20 protein-coding genes are annotated in these 19,450 nt (G+C 65.6%); 9 read left to right on the top strand and 11 right to left on the bottom strand.

Translation table 11 applies throughout. The features are described from left to right. Window positions 1-52 precede the first annotated feature (52 nt). The 3 genes from KH616_RS08890 to KH616_RS08880 form a co-directional block, all read right to left on the bottom strand. Complete coding sequence (locus KH616_RS08890) at window positions 53-958, bottom strand: alpha/beta hydrolase (protein ID WP_292241929.1); 906 nt, start codon at window positions 956-958, stop codon at window positions 53-55. Between the two features lie 332 nt (window positions 959-1,290). After that, window positions 1,291-1,932, bottom strand: coding sequence for a CoA transferase subunit B (locus KH616_RS08885; RefSeq protein WP_292241928.1), 642 nt, complete (start codon window positions 1,930-1,932; stop codon window positions 1,291-1,293). Window position 1,933: 1 nt separating this feature from the next. Continuing rightward, a complete protein-coding gene (locus KH616_RS08880) occupies window positions 1,934-2,638 on the bottom strand; it encodes a CoA transferase subunit A (RefSeq protein WP_292241926.1) in 705 nt (234 codons plus the stop codon). A gap of 235 nt (window positions 2,639-2,873) precedes the next feature. Between KH616_RS08880 and KH616_RS08875 the strand changes: the two genes are divergently transcribed. Then, a complete protein-coding gene (locus KH616_RS08875) occupies window positions 2,874-3,419 on the top strand; it encodes a LuxR C-terminal-related transcriptional regulator (protein ID WP_292241924.1) in 546 nt (181 codons plus the stop codon). Between the two features lie 27 nt (window positions 3,420-3,446). Here the strand turns inward: KH616_RS08875 and KH616_RS08870 are convergent, their stop codons facing one another. Both KH616_RS08870 and KH616_RS08865 read right to left on the bottom strand, forming a co-directional pair. Continuing rightward, window positions 3,447-3,878: a thioesterase family protein gene (locus KH616_RS08870; RefSeq protein WP_292241922.1), complete on the bottom strand. Its 432-nt coding sequence runs from the start codon at window positions 3,876-3,878 to the stop codon at window positions 3,447-3,449. 32 nt (window positions 3,879-3,910) lie between these two features. Beyond that, window positions 3,911-4,687, bottom strand: coding sequence for an SDR family oxidoreductase (locus tag KH616_RS08865; RefSeq protein ID WP_292241919.1), 777 nt, complete (start codon window positions 4,685-4,687; stop codon window positions 3,911-3,913). A 178-nt stretch (window positions 4,688-4,865) separates the two neighbouring features. Here KH616_RS08865 and KH616_RS08860 point away from each other — a divergent pair, with 178 nt between their 5' ends. Next, window positions 4,866-6,539 carry an electron transfer flavoprotein-ubiquinone oxidoreductase gene (locus KH616_RS08860; protein ID WP_292241916.1) on the top strand — a complete coding sequence of 558 codons (1,674 nt, stop codon included), beginning with the start codon at window positions 4,866-4,868 and terminating at the stop codon, window positions 6,537-6,539. A gap of 113 nt (window positions 6,540-6,652) precedes the next feature. Here the strand turns inward: KH616_RS08860 and aroC are convergent, their stop codons facing one another. From aroC to KH616_RS08845, 3 genes are all read right to left on the bottom strand, one after another. Then, complete coding sequence (gene aroC / locus KH616_RS08855; RefSeq protein ID WP_292241914.1) at window positions 6,653-7,753, bottom strand: chorismate synthase; 1,101 nt, start codon at window positions 7,751-7,753, stop codon at window positions 6,653-6,655. A gap of 87 nt (window positions 7,754-7,840) precedes the next feature. Next, window positions 7,841-9,778, bottom strand: a complete 1,938-nt coding sequence (locus tag KH616_RS08850; RefSeq protein WP_292241911.1) for an MFS transporter — start codon at window positions 9,776-9,778, stop codon at window positions 7,841-7,843. Between the two features lie 149 nt (window positions 9,779-9,927). Continuing rightward, a complete protein-coding gene (locus KH616_RS08845; protein ID WP_292241908.1) occupies window positions 9,928-10,389 on the bottom strand; it encodes a CBS domain-containing protein in 462 nt (153 codons plus the stop codon). Between the two features lie 189 nt (window positions 10,390-10,578). On the opposite strand from KH616_RS08845, the gene KH616_RS08840 reads away from it, so the two are divergent. After that, window positions 10,579-10,896, top strand: coding sequence for an Mpo1-like protein (locus KH616_RS08840; protein ID WP_292241906.1), 318 nt, complete (start codon window positions 10,579-10,581; stop codon window positions 10,894-10,896). A 35-nt stretch (window positions 10,897-10,931) separates the two neighbouring features. On the opposite strand, the gene KH616_RS08835 is transcribed toward KH616_RS08840, so the two are convergent. Beyond that, entirely contained in the window at window positions 10,932-12,242 is a 1,311-nt protein-coding gene (locus KH616_RS08835; RefSeq protein WP_292241904.1) for a YihY family inner membrane protein, read from the bottom strand. Between the two features lie 87 nt (window positions 12,243-12,329). Between KH616_RS08835 and wrbA the strand changes: the two genes are divergently transcribed. Genes wrbA through KH616_RS08815 form a run of 4 tightly spaced genes read left to right on the top strand, consistent with a single transcriptional unit; the run spans window position 12,330 to window position 15,642 of the window. After that, window positions 12,330-12,932 (top strand): NAD(P)H:quinone oxidoreductase, encoded by a 603-nt coding sequence (gene wrbA, locus KH616_RS08830; protein ID WP_292241902.1) that lies wholly within the window; start codon window positions 12,330-12,332, stop codon window positions 12,930-12,932. Continuing rightward, entirely contained in the window at window positions 12,929-13,318 is a 390-nt protein-coding gene (locus KH616_RS08825) for a DUF2069 domain-containing protein (RefSeq protein ID WP_292241900.1), read from the top strand. The genes wrbA and KH616_RS08825 overlap by 4 nt, the downstream gene beginning before the upstream one ends. A 19-nt stretch (window positions 13,319-13,337) precedes the next feature. Beyond that, a complete protein-coding gene (locus tag KH616_RS08820) occupies window positions 13,338-14,759 on the top strand; it encodes an FAD-binding oxidoreductase (protein WP_292241898.1) in 1,422 nt (473 codons plus the stop codon). A 25-nt stretch (window positions 14,760-14,784) separates the two neighbouring features. Further along, window positions 14,785-15,642, top strand: coding sequence for a metallophosphoesterase (locus KH616_RS08815; RefSeq protein WP_292241895.1), 858 nt, complete (start codon window positions 14,785-14,787; stop codon window positions 15,640-15,642). Window positions 15,643-15,652: 10 nt separating this feature from the next. On the opposite strand, the gene KH616_RS08810 is transcribed toward KH616_RS08815, so the two are convergent. Then, window positions 15,653-15,808: a hypothetical protein gene (locus tag KH616_RS08810; protein ID WP_292241893.1), complete on the bottom strand. Its 156-nt coding sequence runs from the start codon at window positions 15,806-15,808 to the stop codon at window positions 15,653-15,655. A 118-nt stretch (window positions 15,809-15,926) separates the two neighbouring features. Beyond that, entirely contained in the window at window positions 15,927-16,868 is a 942-nt protein-coding gene (locus KH616_RS08805) for a LysR family transcriptional regulator (protein ID WP_292241890.1), read from the bottom strand. Window positions 16,869-17,025: 157 nt separating this feature from the next. On the opposite strand from KH616_RS08805, the gene KH616_RS08800 reads away from it, so the two are divergent. Together KH616_RS08800 and KH616_RS08795 are read left to right on the top strand one after the other, a co-directional pair. Further along, on the top strand, window positions 17,026-18,621 hold the full coding sequence (locus KH616_RS08800; protein WP_292241887.1) for an efflux transporter outer membrane subunit: 1,596 nt from the start codon (window positions 17,026-17,028) through the stop codon (window positions 18,619-18,621). 15 nt (window positions 18,622-18,636) lie between these two features. Further along, window positions 18,637-19,450, top strand: an 814-nt coding sequence (locus tag KH616_RS08795; RefSeq protein WP_292241884.1) for an FUSC family protein, incomplete at its 3' end; no start/stop codon positions are given.

The following is a 19,450-nucleotide window of genomic DNA, read 5'->3' as shown; positions in this document are numbered from 1 at the left end:
CACGCCAGTCCAACGGCGTGCGGAACCGGCCGGCGCGCCGCCCAATCACATATTATGACGCGTGGACGCCTTCCCCGAGGAAAAACCCGCGTGCAAGCGCGATCTGCCGCGGGCTCATGAAGGCCGGCGCATGCCCCGCGCCGGCAATTTCCGCCTGCGACACACACCGGCCGCGCCGCATCATCTCGGCGACCGTCTCACGCGACAGCAGATCGGACATTGCGCCGCGCACGACAAGCACCTCCGCCTCCGTCGTCTCGATCGCACGCCACAACGCCGCCTCGCCAAGCGCGGCGAGTTCGGGCGTCGTCGCCTTGAACGGCTCGGCGATCCGGGGGTCATAGCGCAGCGTCCAGCCGCCCTCCGGCAGTTCGCGCAACAGCGGCGCATTGATCTCGCACCACTCGTCGGCACTCAACTCGCCAAACGGCAGCGACAGCGACGTCAGGTATTCGATGCCTTCCTGTTCCGTCGCGAAGCGCGGATGCACGCCGAGGTATTCGCCGATGCGCTGCAACGCGTCGGCTTCGATGCGCGGGCCGACGTCATTGACGATCATCCGCCGGATCGGCGCACCCGGCAGCCCCGCGAGCGCGAGACCGATCAGGCCGCCCATCGACGTGCCGAACCAGTCGACCGCCTCGACATCGAGGCGCGCGATCAGCGTCACCATGTCCGAGACATATTGCGGAATGCCGTAAAGACGCGGATCGGCGAGCCAGTCTGACTTGCCGCGACCGGCGATGTCCGGGCAGACGACACGATAGACATCGGACAACGCGGCGGCCAGACGATCGAAATCGCGCCCCGAGCGGGTCAGCCCGTGCACGCAGACCAGCACGCGCGGATTGTCGGGATCGCCCCATTCGGTATAAGCGACGTCGTGAAGGCCGACGGCGCTCGCACACTGCACGCGCCGCATACGCGGGATCGGGAAATTCGCGGAAGTCGATGGCATCGGGGGCATCCTGTCGAATGGCGAGGCATGACGGCGCAAACAGCGCGCCGACCGGATGCGATCGATTGTAAACCGCTTCCCTTCCCGGGGTCGGGTCGACAGGACAGAGTTGACGCGCAGGCCGCCCGATCATCTCCACCTGCGCGCCGTATCGACCCGCGACGATCTGATCCTTGATGCGGCTGTGCGCCGTCGGCGCCCGCGGCCGCGCCGACGCCCGGGCCGGATTCGGCTTCGGATTCGGCTTCGGCTTCGGCGCCCCACAAACACAATCGCCCCGCACTCAATCGGAATGCGGGGCGATCGTTCCGCCGCTACCGCGCGGAAAACGCTTACGCGATCGCGCTCGTATCGAGCGGTGCGCCGGTCTTCGCCTTGATCTCGTCGACGGTAACGCCGTCGGCGAGCTCGACGAGCTTGAGACCGTCCGGCGTAACATCGATCACGCCCAGATCGGTGATGATCCGGTCGACGACGCCCACGCCTGTCAGCGGCAGGTTGCACGCGTCGAGGATCTTGTGCTGGTCGCCCTTCGCGACATGCTCCATCAGCACGACGACGCGCTTCACGCCCGCGACGAGATCCATCGCGCCGCCCATGCCCTTGATCATCTTGCCCGGGATCATCCAGTTCGCGAGATCGCCGCTTTTGCTGACCTGCATCGCCCCGAGGATCGCGAGGTTGATGTGGCCGCCGCGGATCATCGCGAACGAATCGGCCGACGAGAAGATCGACGAACCCGGCAGCGTCGTCACGGTCTGCTTGCCTGCGTTGATCAGGTCGGCATCGACCTCGTCCTCGGTCGGCGACGGGCCGATGCCGAGCAGACCGTTCTCCGACTGGAGCCAGACCTCGACGCCTTCCGGCACATGGTTCGCAACGAGCGTCGGCAAGCCGATGCCGAGGTTCACGTAGAAGCCGTCCTGCAGTTCCCGCGCCGCGCGCGCGGCCATCTGGTCACGATTCCAAGCCATCTCAGTCTCCTTTCGCGCGAACGACGCGTTGTTCGATGCGTTTCTCGGGCGTCGCGTTCAGGACGAGCCGCTGCACGAAAATCCCCGGCGTGTGGATCTGATCCGGATCGAGCTCGCCGTTCTCGACGATCTCCTCGACTTCGGCGATCGTGATCTTGCCCGCCATCGCACACATCGGATTGAAGTTGCGTGCGGTGCGGCGATAGACCAGGTTGCCGGACTTGTCGGCCTTCCAGGCCTTCACGAGCGCGATGTCGGCCGTCAGCGACGGCTCGAGCACGTAGTGGCGATCACCGAACTGGCGCGTTTCCTTGCCTTCCGCGATCACGGTGCCGTAGCCGGTATTGGTGAAGAATGCCGGGATGCCCGCACCGCCCGCGCGCAGCTTCTCGGCGAGCGTGCCCTGCGGCGTGAATTCCAGTTCGAGTTCGCCGGCCAGGTATTGGCGCTCGAACTCCTTGTTCTCGCCGACGTAGGACGAGATCATCTTCTTGATCTGGCGCGTTTCCAGCAGCAGGCCGAGGCCGAAGCCGTCGACGCCCGCGTTGTTGCTGATGCAGGTGATGCCCTTGACGCCCGAATCGCGCAACGCGGCGATCAGCGCCTCGGGAATGCCGCACAGGCCGAAACCGCCCACCGCGAAGGTCTGCCCGTCATGGACGATCCCCTCCAGCGCGGCTGCCGCGCCTGGATAGACTTTGTTCATCTGTTTGTCCCTTCCTTTATGGAAACCAGCAAAACCTTGTTCGCGCGCCTGCGTGACCGCCGGGCCCGCCGCATCATTCTATGCATGTGCGGCCATGCCTGCCGTGACGCCGCGCATCTTTTCTTGTCCTGTTGCCGCGGCATGCACCGCGATACGCCGGAAAGGGTACGATGCGGCGCGGTTGCGGCACAATACGCAAAACTACATAAGCATTGCCCCCCGTTCTCCAGCCTCCATGCCCGCCCTCGATTACCAGACCGCCTTCCATCTCGCGCCGATTGGCCTCGTCATGTCGCGCGATCGCGTGATCGAGGATTGCAACGACGCGGTCGCGGCGATCTTCCGCTGCGCGCGGACTGACCTGATCGGCAAGTCGTACGAGGTGCTCTACCCGTCGCCGGGAGAATTCCAGCGGATCGGCGAGCGCATTTCGCGCGTGATGGCCGCGAACGGCATCTATGCGGACGACCGGATCATGAAGCGCGCGGACGGCGAACTGTTCTGGTGCCATGTGACGGGCCGCGCGCTCGACCGTACCGCACCGCTTTCCGCGGGCGTCTGGACGTTCGAGGATCTGAGCGCCACGCGCCGGGTCGCGGTCGAACTGACGCCGCGCGAACGCGAGATCGCCGCGCAGCTCGCGACCGGCAAGACCAGCAAGCAGATCGGCCGCGTCCTCGACATCAGCTCTCGCACGGTCGACATTTACCGCGCGCGATTGATGCGCAAATACGGGACGGGAAACATGGCTGAGCTGCTGCAGCGCCTGCTCGGCCATTGACATGAATCGGCGGGCGGCGTGCCGCCGTCAGCCGACTTTCGCGGCGAGCGAGCGCTCGATCGTGTCGCGCAGCAGATCGGGCAACGGCACCGACTTGCCGAGCGCGTAATCGACCCACACGCAGCGCGCGTTGCCGCGCGCATAGACGTGCAGCGGATCGTCCGCGCGGGTCAGCTCGAAGCCGGTATCGAAGCTGCTGCGCCCCGGCTTCGCGACCGTCATCTTCGCGATCACGTCGCCCGGGTAATGCAGCTGCTTCAGGAACTCCATCGACGCCGTCACGACGACCGGCCCCTGTCCCTCGCCGTTGCCGCCCGCGATACCGAGCTGCTCGAACCAGGAAATCCGTGCCTGCTCCATGTAGCGGAAATAGACCGTGTTGTTCACGTGTCCGAATGCATCCATGTCGCCCCAGCGGATCGGCATCGACATTTCAAAAACAGGCGTGTAGTCGCTCATGACAGTCTTCTTCGTTGCTCAAGGTCATCCGGTCAGGCAAGGCCGAGGCCGTCGTCCGCCGAGATTATGGAACCGTTGATGAACTGCGACTCGTCGGCCGCGAGCAGCAACAACAGTCCGTCGAGATCCTGCGGCTTGCCGACACGCCGGCGCGGCAACATCGATTGCAGCTTCTGGCCCTGCTCGGTTTCCCACAGGTAGTGATTGATTTCCGTATCGATATAGCCCGGGCAGATTGCGTTGACGTTGATGCCGTGGCGGCCCCATTCGAGCGCCATCGCCTTCGTCATGTGCACGACAGCGGCCTTGCTCATGGCGTACAGCCCGATCTGCGGGAACACGCGCAGGCCCGCGACCGACGCAATGTTGATGATCCGGTACGGCGGCTTGCCATTGCCGTTCGAACGCATGATCATCCGCTTCGCGACTTCCTGCGCGACGAAAAACGCGCCGCGCGTGTTGGTATCGAACACGAACTCGAAATCGGACGGCGTGACGTCGACGAGCTTCTGCATGGTCGAGACGCCCGAATTGTTCACGAGGATGTCGATCGTGCCGGCTTCCGTTTCGGCATGTGCGACGGCCGCCTTGATGCTCTGCTCGTCGGTGACGTCGAGCGACACCACATGCGCGGCACCGCCGGCCGCCTCGATCTCGGCGCGCAGCTCCTTGAGCCGCTCGACGCGCCGGCTCGCCAGCACGACCTTGGCGCCAGCCTGCGACAGCACCTGCGCAAAACGCTGGCCGAGCCCGCTCGAAGCACCCGTCACCAGCGCAACCTTGCCTTCCAGATTGATCGACCGACCCATCACGCCTCCCTTTCGAAATTCTTTCGCCGCGCCATCCGCCCCTGCCCGGGCGGCATCACGCCGATATACTAAATAGAACGAGCGTGCTAATCTAGCCGCCATTCAGTTGCGGCGAGCGTTTCCTTTCGCAGACAATACGCTCCCGAATAAAAGCATTCTAACGGTTAGAGGAACGCCAATGACCCCCGCAAGCCTCATCGAGCAGTACGGCCCGCGCGAATCGATGGAATACGATGTCGTGATTGTCGGCGGCGGCCCCGCCGGTCTGTCGGCGGCGATCCGGCTCAAGCAGCTCGCCGCCGAGAAAGGCACCGAGATCAGTGTCTGCGTGCTCGAAAAGGGCTCGGAGATCGGCGCACACATCCTGTCCGGCGCGGTGATGGATCCGCGCGCGCTCGACGAGCTGATCCCGGACTGGAAGGAACAAGGCGCGCCGCTCGACGTGCCCGTGACCGAAGACCGCTTCCTGTTCCTGTCCGAGACGGGCGCGATGCAGGTTCCGAACTGGGCGCTGCCGGACAACTTCAAGAACCACGGCAACTACGTGATCAGCCTCGGCAATGTCACGCGCTGGCTTGGGACAGTGGCCGAGGCGCTCGGCGTCGAGATCTTCCCGGGCTTCCCGGCGGCGGAGATCCTGTACAACGACGACGGCTCGGTGAAGGGTGTCGTGACCGGCAACATGGGTGTCGGCAAGGACGGCGAGCCGACCGGGAGCTTCCAGCTCGGCATGGAGCTGCACGCGAAGTACACGCTGTTCTGCGAAGGCGCGCGCGGTCACCTCGGCCGCCAGCTGATGGACAAGTTCAAGCTGAACGCGAACGCCGATCCGCAGGCGTACGGGATCGGCATCAAGGAACTGTGGGAGATCGACCCGGCCAAGCACAAGCCGGGCCTCGTGATTCACACCGCCGGCTGGCCGCTGAAGTCGGACACCTACGGCGGCTCGTTCCTGTATCACCTGGACAATAATCAGGTCGTGGTCGGTTTCGTCGTCGGTCTCGGCTACACGAACCCGTACCTGTCGCCGTTCGAGGAATTCCAGCGCTACAAGACGCACCCGTCGATCCGCGCGTTCCTCGAAGGCGGCAAACGCGTGTCGTACGGCGCGCGCGCGATCACCGCGGGCGGCCTGCTGTCGCTGCCGAAGCTGGTGTTCCCGGGCGGCGCGCTGGTCGGCGACGACGCGGGCTTCCTGAACGCCTCGCGGATCAAGGGCAGCCACGCGGCGATCAAGACCGGCATGCTGGCCGCGGACGCCGTGTTCGACGCGGTGCAGGCCGGCCGCCAGGGCGACGAGCTGAGCGCCTATCCGGAGGCATTCCGGCAGTCGTGGCTGTACAACGAACTGTACCGCGCGCGCAACTTCAAGCAGTGGATGGGCAAGGGCTTGTACCTCGGCACGCTGATGGTGGGCCTCGAACAGAAGCTGATGGGCGGCAACGTGCCGTGGACGCTGCATCACAAGCATGCGGATCACGAGATGCTGAAGCCGGCGTCGCAGTGCGAGCCGATCGAGTATCCGAAGCCGGACGGCAAGCTGACGTTCGACCGGCTGTCGTCCGTGTTCATCTCGAACACGAACCACGAGGAGAACCAGCCGGCACACCTGACGCTGAAGGACGCGAGCGTGCCGGTGAACATCAACCTGCGCCAGTACGCGGGCCCGGAAGCGCGGTTCTGCCCGGCCGCGGTCTACGAGTTCGTGAAGAACGACGACGGCAGCGACCGCCTCGTCATCAACGCGCAGAACTGCGTGCACTGCAAGACCTGCGACATCAAGGATCCGACGCAGAACATCGTGTGGGTCACGCCGGAAGGCGGCGGCGGCCCGAATTACCCGAACATGTAACGCCGGATGTGCCGCTTTCCCGCGGCACCAAACGAAACGGGGCGCTGCTTTCCGCAGCGCCCCGTTTTTCTTGATCCGGCACGGCCGTCGATTCCGGCCGCGCCTGCGGCGTGTCAGGTCGCGCTCGCCGCGATCTTCGGCGTTTCCGTCGCCACGTCGCCGCACTGCGCACGATGACGCAGTGCGTGGTCGATCAGCACCAGCGCAAGCATCGATTCGGCGATCGGCGTCGCACGGATGCCGACGCACGGATCGTGACGGCCGAAGGTTTCGACCGTCGCCGGCTCACCCGCCTTGGTGATCGAGCGGCGCGGCGTGCGGATGCTCGAGGTCGGCTTGATCGCGATCGACACCGTGATGTCCTGCCCGGTCGAAATGCCGCCGAGCACGCCGCCCGCATGGTTTCCGAAGAAGCCTTCCGGCGTCAGTTCGTCACCATGCACCGACCCGCGCTGCGCGACGCTGTCGAAACCCGCGCCGATCTCGACGCCCTTCACCGCATTGATGCTCATCATCGCCTTCGCGATATCCGCGTCGAGGCGGTCGAACACCGGCTCGCCCCAGCCGACCGGCACGCCCGACGCAACGACATCGATGCGCGCGCCGATCGAATCGCCATCCTTGCGCAGCGCATCCATGTAGGCCTCGAGTTGCGGGACGATCGCCGCGTTCGGCGAAAAGAACGGATTCTCGCGCACGTTCGACCAGTCGACGAACGGCACCTCGATCTCGCCAAGCGCGCTCATGCAGCCGCGCACCTCGACGCCAAAGCGCTCACGCAGCCATTTCTTCGCGACTGCGCCCGCCCCGACGATCGGCGCGGTCAGGCGTGCGGACGACCGGCCGCCGCCGCGATAGTCGCGGATGCCGTATTTCTGCCAGTACGTGTAGTCGGCGTGGCCCGGCCGGAACGTCTCGACGATGTTGCCGTAATCCTTGCTGCGCTGGTCCGTGTTCCGGATCAGCAGCGCGATCGGCGCGCCAGTCGTGCGCCCTTCGAACACCCCCGACAGGATCTCGACCAGATCGGCCTCCTGACGCTGCGTGACGTGCCGCGACGTGCCGGGCTTGCGGCGATCGAGCTCGAGCTGGATGTCGGCCTCGGTGAGCGCCATTCCCGGCGGACAGCCGTCGATCACGCAACCAATCCCGGGACCGTGCGATTCGCCGAAGGTCGTAACAGTGAAAAGCGTGCCGAGGGTATTGCCGGACATGGTGGAACCGCCCAAAAGGAAGTCGGGAAAATCGCTATTATGCCAGCCGTCCCGGCGTGCGCGAGCCCGACGACGCGGCGGCCGCCGTCATTTGCGCGCCCCGCGCAACGCCGCGACCGCCGCCTGCATCGCCTCGGGCGTCGCCACCGAGGCCGCCATCGGCTCGCCCACCGCGAGCGTCAGGCGACTCATCACGCCCCGTTTCACCGGACGCGGCCAGTGCGCATCCGCATGCCGCGAGAACACGCTGCCCCACAGTCCGCGCAGCGCCATCGGGATCACCGGCGTCTGGGCGCGGCGCAGGATCTCCATGACGCCGTGATGGAACGTGTTGATGTCGCCGGTCCGGGTCAGCTTGCCTTCCGGAAAAATGCAGACCAGCTCGCCTTCCCTGAGCGCCGCTTCGCATGCGTCATAGGCATGCGTGAGCCGTTCGGCGTTCTCGTGGCGCGGCGCGATCGGGATCGCCTTCGCATGCCGGAACACCCAGCTCGCAAAACGCGTGTCGAAGATCCGGTGATCCATCACGAAGCGAATCGGCCGCGGGCTCGCAGCGGCGATCACCAGCGCATCGACATAGCTGACGTGATTGCATACCAGCACGGCCGGCCCCGCTTCCGGGATCCGTTCCGCATGCACGAGCCGGATCCGGTAGAACGTGTGCACGAGCACCCACGCGCCGAAACGCAGCAGGAATTCGGGCACGAGCAGGTAGATGTATGTCGCCACGGCGACGTTGAGCAAGGCGGTGACGAGGAAGATCCCCGGAATGCCGACGCCCGACCGCGTCAGCCCCATCGCCATCAGCGCCGAGACGATCATGAACAGCGCGTTGAGGATGTTGTTCGCCGCGATGATCCGCGCACGGTGCGTCGGCACGCTGCGGCTCTGGATCAGCGCATAGAGCGGCACGCTGTAGAAGCCGCCGAACATCGCGAGCAGGAACAGATCGGCGAGGATCCGCCAGTGGCGCGCACCTGACAGGAATTCGCCGACCGACAGCAGGTGCCCCGGCGACGCGGGCAGCGCATGGCTCGCGAAATACAGCTCGATCGCGAACGCGCTGATGCCGATCGAACCGAGCGGCACCAGACCGATCTCGACACGCCGCCTCGACAGCTTCTCGCACAGCAGCGAACCGGCACCGATGCCGACGGAGAACGTCGCGAGCAGGATCGTGACGACATCGGGGCTCGCGGACAGCACGTCCTTCGCGAAATTGAAAAACGATGTCAGGAAAGTCGCGCCGACGAACCACAGCCACGAGATCCCGAGCAGGCTCAGGAAGACGGTGCGGTTCTGCCGCGCGAGCGCGAGATTGCGCCACGTCTCGCTGAACGGATTCCAGTTGATCGCGAGATCCGGCTGCGGCGCGGGCGTCGGCGGCACGCGCTGCGCGGCGACGCGGCCGGCAAGCGCAATGACCACGACGCTGACGGCCAGCACGGTTTCCCCGCTGCCGGAAAGCCCGGCGGCCGCCCCGCCGATGATCGTGCCGACCAGGATCGCGATGAACGTGCCCATTTCGACCAGGCCGTTTCCGCCGACCAGCTCGTGTTCGTTCAGGTGCTGCGGCAGATATGAATACTTGACCGGCCCGAACAGCGTCGAATGCACGCCCATCAGGAACGTGCACAGATACAGCAGCGCCGCGCCGTGCGTGACGAAGCCCGCGGCGCCGACCAGCATCAGCACGATCTCGAAGGTCTTCACGAAACGGGTGAGGCGCGCCTTGTCATATTTGTCGGCGATCTGGCCGGACGTGGCCGAGAACAGCACGAACGGCAGGATGAAGATCGCGGAAATCAGGAACGCGGCGGTCTTTGCGTCGACACCGGAAAAGCGCGCGGTGTGGTACGTCACGAGCGACGTGAAACCGATCTTGAAGACGTTGTCGTTCAACGCGCCGAGGAACTGGGTCGTGAAGAACGGCGCGAAACGGCGTTCGCGCAACAGGTCGAACTGGGATGCGTGCGCGCGCCGCTCATCGCGGCGCTCTGACGAGACGGACGTTGGGTCGCTCATACGGGATACGCGCCCCCCGTCCTGGCGAAGCTGCGCGGACCTTGATTGTCATCGGAACGATGGGTGGCAGCGCCGGATTCGCAAGCGGGACTTGCACTGCCGCGCGCTGGACGAATGCCCGTGCCGGACCGCCGGCCCGGGCGCGGCGCTCAGCCGGCGTGGGGCTTGTGCTCGGCCTCGGGTTCCGGCCAGTCGCGGATGTAGGCCTTCAGCATCCGGTTCTCGAAGCTTTGCGCCTCGACGACCGTCTTCGCGACGTCGTAGAACGAAATCACGCCCATCAGCACCTTCTTGTCGAGCACCGGCATGTAGCGCGCATGGCGCTCGAGCATCATACGGCGCACTTCGTTGACATCCGTTTCGGGGGTGCAGGTCAGCGGCTCGTCCATGACCTTGCGCACCTGCACGTCGCCGATCGCACCGCCGTTCTCACGCAGGCGCAGGATGATTTCGCGGAACGTCAGTATCCCGACGAGATCGCCGTACTCCATCACGACCAGCGAGCCGATGTCGTGCTCGGCCATCGTGTCGACCGCTTCGCGCAGCGGCTGGTCGGGCGTCACTGTAAACAGCGTGTTGCCCTTCACTTTCAGAATATCGCTGACGCGCATCGTAGTCCCCTCACCTCTATATATGGCAAAACCGCTTTTTCGATGCTATCGGAAAGCCTGTCAAAAGGAAAGCAAGCGGAGCGCCCGGACAGACACGTGCCGCGCGGAGCCGCTCCGGCGCCCCGCTTGCGGACGGCCGCCGCTCGCCGCACAATGACTTCATCGACAGCGCGCCCCCAGGAGACGAACATGGCGCATACGCATACGGAACATTTCGCCAGCTTTGCCGATTTCTACCCGTACTACCTGAACGAACATCAAAACCTGACGTCGCGCCGGCTGCATTTCATCGGCTCGCTCGGCGTCATCGGCTGCCTCGCGATGGCGCTCGCGACCGGCGACTGGCTGTGGCTGCCGGCCGCCGCCGTGTGCGGCTACGCGTTTGCCTGGGTCGGTCACTTCTTCTTCGAGAAGAACCGCCCGGCGACGTTCCGTCACCCGATCTACAGCCTGATGGGCGACTGGGTCATGTTCAAGGATATCTGCACCGGGAAGATACCGCTCTGACGCGGATCCGGGCGGATGCCCGGCGCACCGTGCGCTCAGGCTGCGCGGTGCGGATGCGCATGTGCGTCCGGCGCGGCATGCGCTTCGGCTGGTTCGGCCGCGCTCCGGTGCGCGGCAATCAGCGACGACAGCGGGACGTCGAAGCGTTCGCTCGTCAGCGCGGCGAGCAGCGCGGAGCCATCGACATGGGAGCGGCGGCGCTGCAACTGATAAGTCAGTTCCGCGCGGTCGATCACCAGGACGTCAAACAGCGTCGCGAGCGTCAGTTGCTCCGGATTCGCGAGCAGCACGTAGCGCGGCGAGCCGTCGCCGCGGTCCAGCCGCGCGACCCACTCGTGCTCCTCCATCACCGCCAGCAGGCGCTGCGCGGTTTCCACGTCGAAACGCAGCGTTGCCGCGAGCCGCACCGCCGAGTAGCCGGGCTTGCCAGCCGCCCGCGCCTCGGCAAGCCGCGTGAGCAGTTCGAGCGCATCGAGCAGATCGCTGCCCGGATAGTGGACGCGATGAAACTGGCCGACGCGAATCGCCGGCAGCGCCGATGTCAGCATCGCGCCAAGCAACGTGATGAACCAGCTCAGGTACATCCACAACAGGAATACCGGCAGCGCGGCAAATGCGCCGTAAACCGCGGTGTAGGTCGGGATCCGCCGCACGTAGTAGCCGAATCCGCGCTTCGCCAGTTCGAACGCGACCGCGGCGAACAAGCCGCCGAGCACGGCGTCACGCCATGCGACGGTGCAATTCGGCAGATAGACGTAGAACAGCGTAAATGCGAGCACCGTCAGCGGCAGCGACGCGAACGTCAGCAGCCATTCGACAATGGGCGGCGTGGCCGAAGCGCCGGTCATCGCCAGCGACTGCGTAAACAGGTACGACGAGATCGACAGGCTCACGCCGAACAGCAGCGGCCCGAGCGTGATCAGCGCCCAGTAAGCGAGCACGCGCTGCGCAAACGGCCGTGGCTTGCGCACGCGCCAGATCAGGTTGAACGCCGATTCGATCGTCATCATCATCATCACCGACGTGACGACCAGCACGATCAGGCCCGCCGTCGTCAGCCCTTTCGCCTTCGACGCAAACTGGTTCAGGTATTTGAAGATCTGGACGTTGAATTGCGCCGGCATCAGGTGATCGGCGAGGAATCCCTGCAGCGAGATCTGGAACGACGCAAACATCGGGAACGCGGTGAACAGCGCGAACGCAACCGTCACGAGCGGCACGAGCGCCAGCATCGTCGTGAACGTGAGGCTGCCCGCCACTTGCGGAATACGATCCTCGGCGCTGCGTTTGGCGGCAAAGCGCGCGAGGCGCTTGAGGGTGTCGAGATCGACGCTCAACTTCGGCAATGGCTTTCCTCCTGCTTCGTGCCGCGCGTCCGGCGACGCGTGCCGGCGCGCAATGCGACAGCTTCAGCCCCTATAATAGCCGGGCCTATGAAAGACATCCTCGTCCTTTACTACAGCCGCCACGGCGCAACCCGCGATCTCGCGCTCGCCATTGCAATCGGCATCGACAGCGTGCCCGGCATGCAGGCGCGCATCCGGACCGTACCGTCCGTCTCGACCCTCTGCGAAACGATCGAACCCGACATACCCGCCGACGGGCCGCCGTATGCCGAGCTGCGCGATCTCGAGGAATGCGTGGGCCTCGCGCTCGGTTCGCCGACCCGCTTCGGCAACATGGCCGCGTCCCTCAAGTATTTTCTCGACGGCACGACGCCGCAATGGCTGTCCGGCGCCTTGACCGGCAAGCCTGCGTGCGTGTTCACATCGTCCGGCAGTCTGCACGGCGGCCAGGAATCCACGCTCCTGTCAATGATGCTGCCGCTGCTCCATCACGGCATGATGATCGTCGGCATTCCGTACACCGAATCTGCGCTCAGCACGACGCAAACGGGCGGCACACCGTACGGCGCTTCGCACGTTTCCCGGCATGACCGTGCGGCGCCCGGCGGCCTGTCTGCGGACGAGAAAGCGCTCGCCGCAGCGCTCGGCGCGCGGCTCGCCCGCGCCGCCGCGGCCCTCGCCGACGCATGAACCCGCGCGACCCCGCCCTCGCCGCCCGGCCGCGTCATGCGCGGGCGGCGGTCGCCTGTCTCGCCGCCCTCATCGCACTTTCGCTCGCCTGGGAGCTGTGGCTCGCGCCGCTGCGGCCCGGCGGATCGGCGTTGATGCTCAAGGCGGTACCGCTCGCGATCGCGCTGCCCGGCGTCTGGCGGCGCAATGTCTATACGATGCAGTGGGCGAGCCTGCTGATCCTCGTCTATTTCGCCGAAGGCATCGTGCGCGGCATGACCGATCGCGGCCTGTCTGCGACGCTCGGCTGGTGCGAAACCGCCCTCGCCGTCGGATTTTTCGCGGCTGCGCTCGCGTATGTCGCGCCATTCAAGCGCGCGGCAAAAAAGCAGCGCGCCGCGTCCTGACCCACTCACACCGAACGCCATGAATTCTTCCGACGCATTCGTTTCCGCCTGCCGGCAAGCGATCGGCGACGCCTACGTGCTGACCGATCCGCACGATACCGAGCCGTTCCTGACCGACTGGCGCCGCCGCTACAAGGGCGCCGCGTGTGCCGTGCTGAGGCCGGCCGACACCGCCGAAGTCGCAGCACTCGTGAAACTCGCGGTCGAGCATGGCGTCGCGATCGTGCCGCAAGGCGGCAACACGGGCCTCGCCGGGGGCGCGACGCCCGACGCGAGCGGCCGTCAGGCGGTGCTGAGTCTTGCGCGACTCAATCGCACGCGCGCGCTCGATCCGCACAACAACACGATCACCGTCGAAGCCGGCGTCATCCTCGCCGACGTGCAGGCCCGCGCACGCGAAGCCGGCCGATTGTTCGCGCTGAGCCTTGCCGCCGAAGGCAGCTGCACGATCGGCGGCAATCTCGCGACGAACGCGGGCGGCACGGCGGTGCTGCGCTACGGCAACGCACGCGAGCTATGTCTCGGGCTTGAGGTCGTGACGCCTCAAGGCGAGATCTGGGACGGTCTGCGCGGCTTGCGCAAGGACAACACCGGCTACGATCTGCGCGACCTGTTCATCGGCGCCGAAGGCACGCTCGGCATCATCACCGCGGCCGTGATGAAACTGCATCCGCTGCCCGCCGCGCAAGTCACCGCGCTCGCGGCACTCGAATCGCCGCATGCGGCGCTCGACTTCCTCGCGCTCGCACAGCGTGCGGCCGGCCCGCTCCTGACCGGCTTTGAGCTGATGTCGGATTTCTGCATGCAGCTCGTCGGCAAGCACTATCCGCAGCTGCGCTACCCGTTCGAACAGACGCATCCGCAAACGGTGCTGCTCGAGCTGTCCGACAACGAGAGCGAGACGCATGCCCGCGCACTGTTTGAAAAACTGATGGAAGAGGCGTTCGAGGCCGGTCTCGTCGTCGATGCGGTGGTCGCGGAAAATCTCGCGCAGTCGCGCGCATTCTGGGATCTGCGCGAGCATATTCCGCTCGCGCAGGCCGACGAAGGACTGAACATCAAGCACGACATCGCCGTGCCGATCTCGTCGATCGCACGCTTCATCGACGAAACCGACGCGGCGATCCAGCAGGCGGCGCCGGGCGCCCGGATGGTGACGTTCGGCCATCTCGGCGACGGCAATCTCCACTACAACGTGCAGACGCCCGAAGGCGGCGACGCCAAGGCGTTCCTCGCCGCCTGTCAGGCGCCGGTCAATCGCATCGTCTACGACAACGTGCAGCGTCACCGCGGCACGATCAGCGCCGAGCACGGCATCGGCCAGCTGAAGATCGACGATGCGCAACGCTACAAGTCGCCGGTCGAGATCGGGCTGATGCGTGCGGTAAAGACCGCGCTCGACCCGCTCGACCTGATGAACCCCGGCAAAGTGCTACGCTGAAGACAGACATCGAGGAGCGCTATTCGTGAAAGTCCGCGTGCTGTCCGATCTTCATCTCGAAGGCAACCAGCCTGAGGTCATTCCCCATGCCGACGCGGATCTCGTCGTGCTGGCGGGCGACATCCACAATCACGCGGAAGGCCTGCGCTGGGCGGCCGAGACGTTCGATCCGGAGGTGCCGGTCATTTACGTGCCGGGCAATCACGAGTACTACGACGGCGAATTCGGCGCGCTCGAGACGGCGATGCGCGACGCGGCAGGCGCGCTCGACCATGTGCATTACCTGAACAACGACGTGTACGTCGATCCGGCAGCACGCTTTCGCGTGCTCGGCACGACGCTCTGGACGGATTTTGCGCTGTTCGGCGCGGACGACGCGAGCATCGCGCATGCGATCGAGGCGTCATCGCGCGTGATGCTCGATTTCAGGGGGTTGATTCAGGTGACATGGCCGCGCGACGCGGCCGTCCATGCCGGCATGGATACGCCGGCATGCGGCGCCGAGCGCGATTTCACGCCGGCGGACTCGCTCGCGCTGCACCGCCATGCACGCGCATGGCTCGAAGCGCAGCTGGCGACGCCGTTTGCCGGCCGGACGATCGTCGTGACGCATCATGCGCCGCATCGGCGCTCGCTCGCCGAACGGTACGCGCAGGATCCGGTGTCGGCCGGCTTCATCAACGATCTGGCGGGACTCGTGCATGCGCCGGTCGCCCTGTGGGTGCACGGCCACACGCACACTTCATTCGATTACCTGGCGGAAGACGGTACGCGCGTCGTATGCAATCCGCGCGGCTATATCCACCGGCGCACCGGTGAGCGCGAAAACCCCGCGTTCGCGTGGGACAAGGTCGTGACGCTCGACGAGGCGGCCTCGCCCTGAGCGCCCCGCTTCAGCGTCCGAGACGGCGTGCCGCTTCCGACGCCGAACGCACCCGGACCGGCGCCGGTTGCAGGCGTGCCTTCATCGCACGCAGAAGGTCGCGCGATGCGACAGCGGCAATCACGCCGAACAGCACGCCAAGGCCAATCATCAGGTGCGTATCCATTGCTTCTCCATATTGCTGATCACTATGGATCAGACAGTACCAAACTGTCGGCCGGGTGATGGTAAAAAAATGTTGCGTGAACGATAAATCTCGTTAGATTGGGTAAGCGCGCTGGCGCTCAGGCCACGCGGGTGAGTTGCTTCAGCAACGCCTCGTCGGCGTCGAGCATGGCCGGCAGCGCTTCGCGCAGGAAATCGACCCAGGTCCGGATCTTCGCATCGAGATACCGGCGGGACGGATACAGCGCATAGACGTTCATCACGTGCGAACGATATTCGGGCAGCACATTCACGAAGCTGCCGCTGCGCAGCCCGCCGATCGCCGAATACAACGGCAGCACGCCAATCCCCATGCCTTCCCGGACAGCGGCCGCGAGCGCCTCGGCAACGTTGACGCGAAACGGCGGCGCCGCGAGCGCGACGGTCTGTTCGCCGTTCGGCCCGGCCAGCGTCCATTCGTCGCAGTGGAATCCAGGCGCGGCCATGCCCAGACAGACGTGTTTCGTGAGATCCTCCGGTCGCTGCGGCAAACCGTGCTTTTCGATGTAGGCCGGCGATGCGCACACGACGTTGTAAGTCTCGCCGAGACGCTGCGACACGAGGCCCGAGTCCGGCAGATCGCGGCCGACGACGATCGCGACGTCGTAGCCTTCGTCGAGCAGATCCGGCATCCGCTGCGCAAGCGTCAGTTCGACGTCGACCTCCGGGTAGCGCTCGCGGTAGCGCGACACGGCAGGCACCGTGTAGTGCTGCCCGAGACTTGTGAAGCAATGCACTTTCAGCCTGCCCGACGGGCGGGCGTGAGCGTCGCTCGCCTCTGCCTCGGCCTGGTCGACATATGCGAGAATCTGCTCACAACGCTGTAGGTACCGCTCACCCGCTTCGGTCAGCGCGATCCGCCGTGTCGTCCTGTTCAGCAGACGCGTGCGCAGATGCGCCTCCAGATCCGAAACGGCGCGCGATGCATAGGCGGTCGTCGAATTCATCTGGTGGGCTGCTGCGGTAAAGCTCCCCGCGTCGACCACTCGGAGGAATACACGCATGTTCTGTAACGTATCCATGCCTTCACCCGGTTGAATCCGGTACGATTGTTGCATATAACAGAAACAATATTGTCTCAGTTCCTGTAAAAATTCCTTGCACCGTTGTCCATTTATTCAGGAATCGAGGCAAAATATAATCGCCCCCGACTCATCTATATCCGAAAGGGAGAAAATCGTGCAGTCTCCGGTAATAAGAGGGACGCTAGCACTCGCGGTTCTTGCATTCTCATTAACAATGGCCGGATGCGCGAGCATGGGCAACAATGCGCCGCAGTCAAAGCAGATCGATCCGGGCTCGCTCGAAGCCGGCGAGGCGATCCACGCAGCCGATCGCGACGCCGGCTGGCCGGCCGCCGACTGGTGGCGGGTGTATCGCGACCCGCAACTCGATGCGTGGATTGCTGCCGCGCTGGCCGGCAACCCGACGCTCGCAGCTGCGCAGGCGCGCGTGCGCGAAGCACAGGCCATGGTTCGCATCGCCCATTCGACCGAATTGCCGCAGATCAACGGCAATCTGTCGCTGATGCGTCAGCAGTGGCCGACCAACCAGTTCTACGGCCCCGGCATCATCGCCGATGCCAACGACTGGAATAACACCGGCACGCTCAACCTGTCGTATCACCTCGATCTGTGGAGCAAGGACAAGAACGCGACCGAACGCGCGCTCGACGTCGCCCACGCGACGTCGGCCGACGCCCGCGCCGCGCGGCTCGAGATCGAGGTCAACGTCGTGCGAACCTACATTTCGCTGTCGATGAACTACGCGCTGCTCGATCTTGCGCACGATACGCTCAAACGACAGGAAGGGCTGGCCGATCTCGCGCGCAAGCGCCTGAAAGGCGGCATCGGCACGCAACTCGATGTCAGCCAGGCCGAAGCGACGCTCCCCGATTTCGAGCGCCAGATCGATACCTATGAAGAAGGGGTCGAACTCGCGCGCCACCAGCTTGCCGCACTGGCCGGCAAGGGTCCGGGCGCAGGCGACTCGATCGGCCGGCCAAAGCTCGTGCTCAACGGGCCGGGCGGCTTGCCGTCGACGATGCCGGCCGAGCTGATCGGCCGCCGGCCGGACGTCGTCGCGGCGCGCTGGCTGGTCGACGCACAGGCACGCGGCATCGAGGTCGCGAAGGCCGACTTCTATCCGAACGTCAACCTGCTGGCGACCGTCGGCGGCTTCGGCGTGACCCAGCCGTTCGCCGGCTTCCTGCGCGCGATGAACGGCGGCTACAGCTTCGGCCCTGCGATTTCGCTGCCGATCTTCGTCGGCGGCCGTCTGCGCGCGCAACTCGGCGCGGCTGCGGCCGGCTACGACCAGGCGGTCGAGCACTACAACCAGACGATCCTGCGCGCACTGAAGGACATCTCGGATCTGGTCGTGCGGACCAAGTCGATCGAAACGCAGAAAGAGGACGCCGCTCGCTCGGTCGCCATCAATCAGCGCACGTACCAACTGTCGCGCGAAGGCTTCCGTCGCGGCCTGACCGATTACGTCAACGTGCTGATCGCTCAGCAGCAGTTGCTGCGTGCGCAGGATACGGCCGCACGCATCGACGCGGAACGCCTGACGATTCACGCGTCGCTGATCGCCGCGCTCGGCGGCGGCGTCGGAACCGGCGACGACATGTCGAAAGACCAGCCGTCGGCGGGCCGCTCGGCAGGCGCCGATGCCTCGTCCGGCGCCAAGCCCGAGCACGCTGCCCCCGCCGCCCAGGTTGCCTCGCCGACCAAGGCAGCGGCAGCGGCACCGGCAAGCGTGCCGGCGGTCAAGTAACGCGGAGCATTCGCCATGCCCGCTTCATCCTCGGCTTTCATGCCTGGCGGCGCCGGTCGGCCGTCGGCATGGCTCGCCGCCGCCGGCGACTGGGCGCGCACCGATGGCGTTGCGTGGCTGTATCTCGTCAAGGCGCTGCTCGCGGCGTTTCTCGCGCTCGGCGTCGCGATGCGTCTCGAGCTGCCTGCGCCGAAGACCGCGATGACCACCGTGTTCATCGTGATGCAGCCGTACAGCGGCGCGGTATTCGCGAAAAGCTTCTACCGTCTCGTCGGCACGTTCGTCGGGCTGGTCGCCACGCTCACGTTCGTCGGTCTGTTCCCGCAGCAGCCCGCGGCCTTCCTGATCGCGATCGCGCTGTGGGTCGCGCTGTGCACGGCCGGCGCCGCGTACAACCGCAACTTTCGCAGCTACGGTTTCCTGCTCGCCGGCTATACCGCCGCGCTGATCGGCCTGCCCGCGTCGCAACATCCCGACGGCGCGTTCATGACCGCGATGACGCGGGTCGCCGAAATCACGGTCGGAATCGTGGCCGCGGGCGTCGTCAGCGCGCTCGTGTTCCCGCAGTACACGCGCGAGCAGATGCGCTTGACCGTCCGCAGGCGTTTCGGCACGTTCGTCGACTACGTCGCGTCGGCGTTGTCCGGCCAGCTCGATCGCGCACATATCGAAAACGTGCACACGCGTTTCGTCGCCGACGTGGTCGGTTTCGAAGCAACGCGCAGCATGGCGGTGTACGAAGATCCCGACATCCGGATGCGCAGCGGCCGCCTCGCGCGCATGAACAGCGAGTTCATGAGCGCGTCGAGCCGCTTCCACGCGCTGCACC

The sequence above is a fragment of the Burkholderia sp. genome (genome assembly GCF_018375725.1).
GTDB lineage: Bacteria > Pseudomonadota > Gammaproteobacteria > Burkholderiales > Burkholderiaceae > Burkholderia.
The sequence above is the reverse complement of the archived record's forward strand: the minus strand, read 5'-3'. Positions and strand labels throughout refer to the sequence as shown.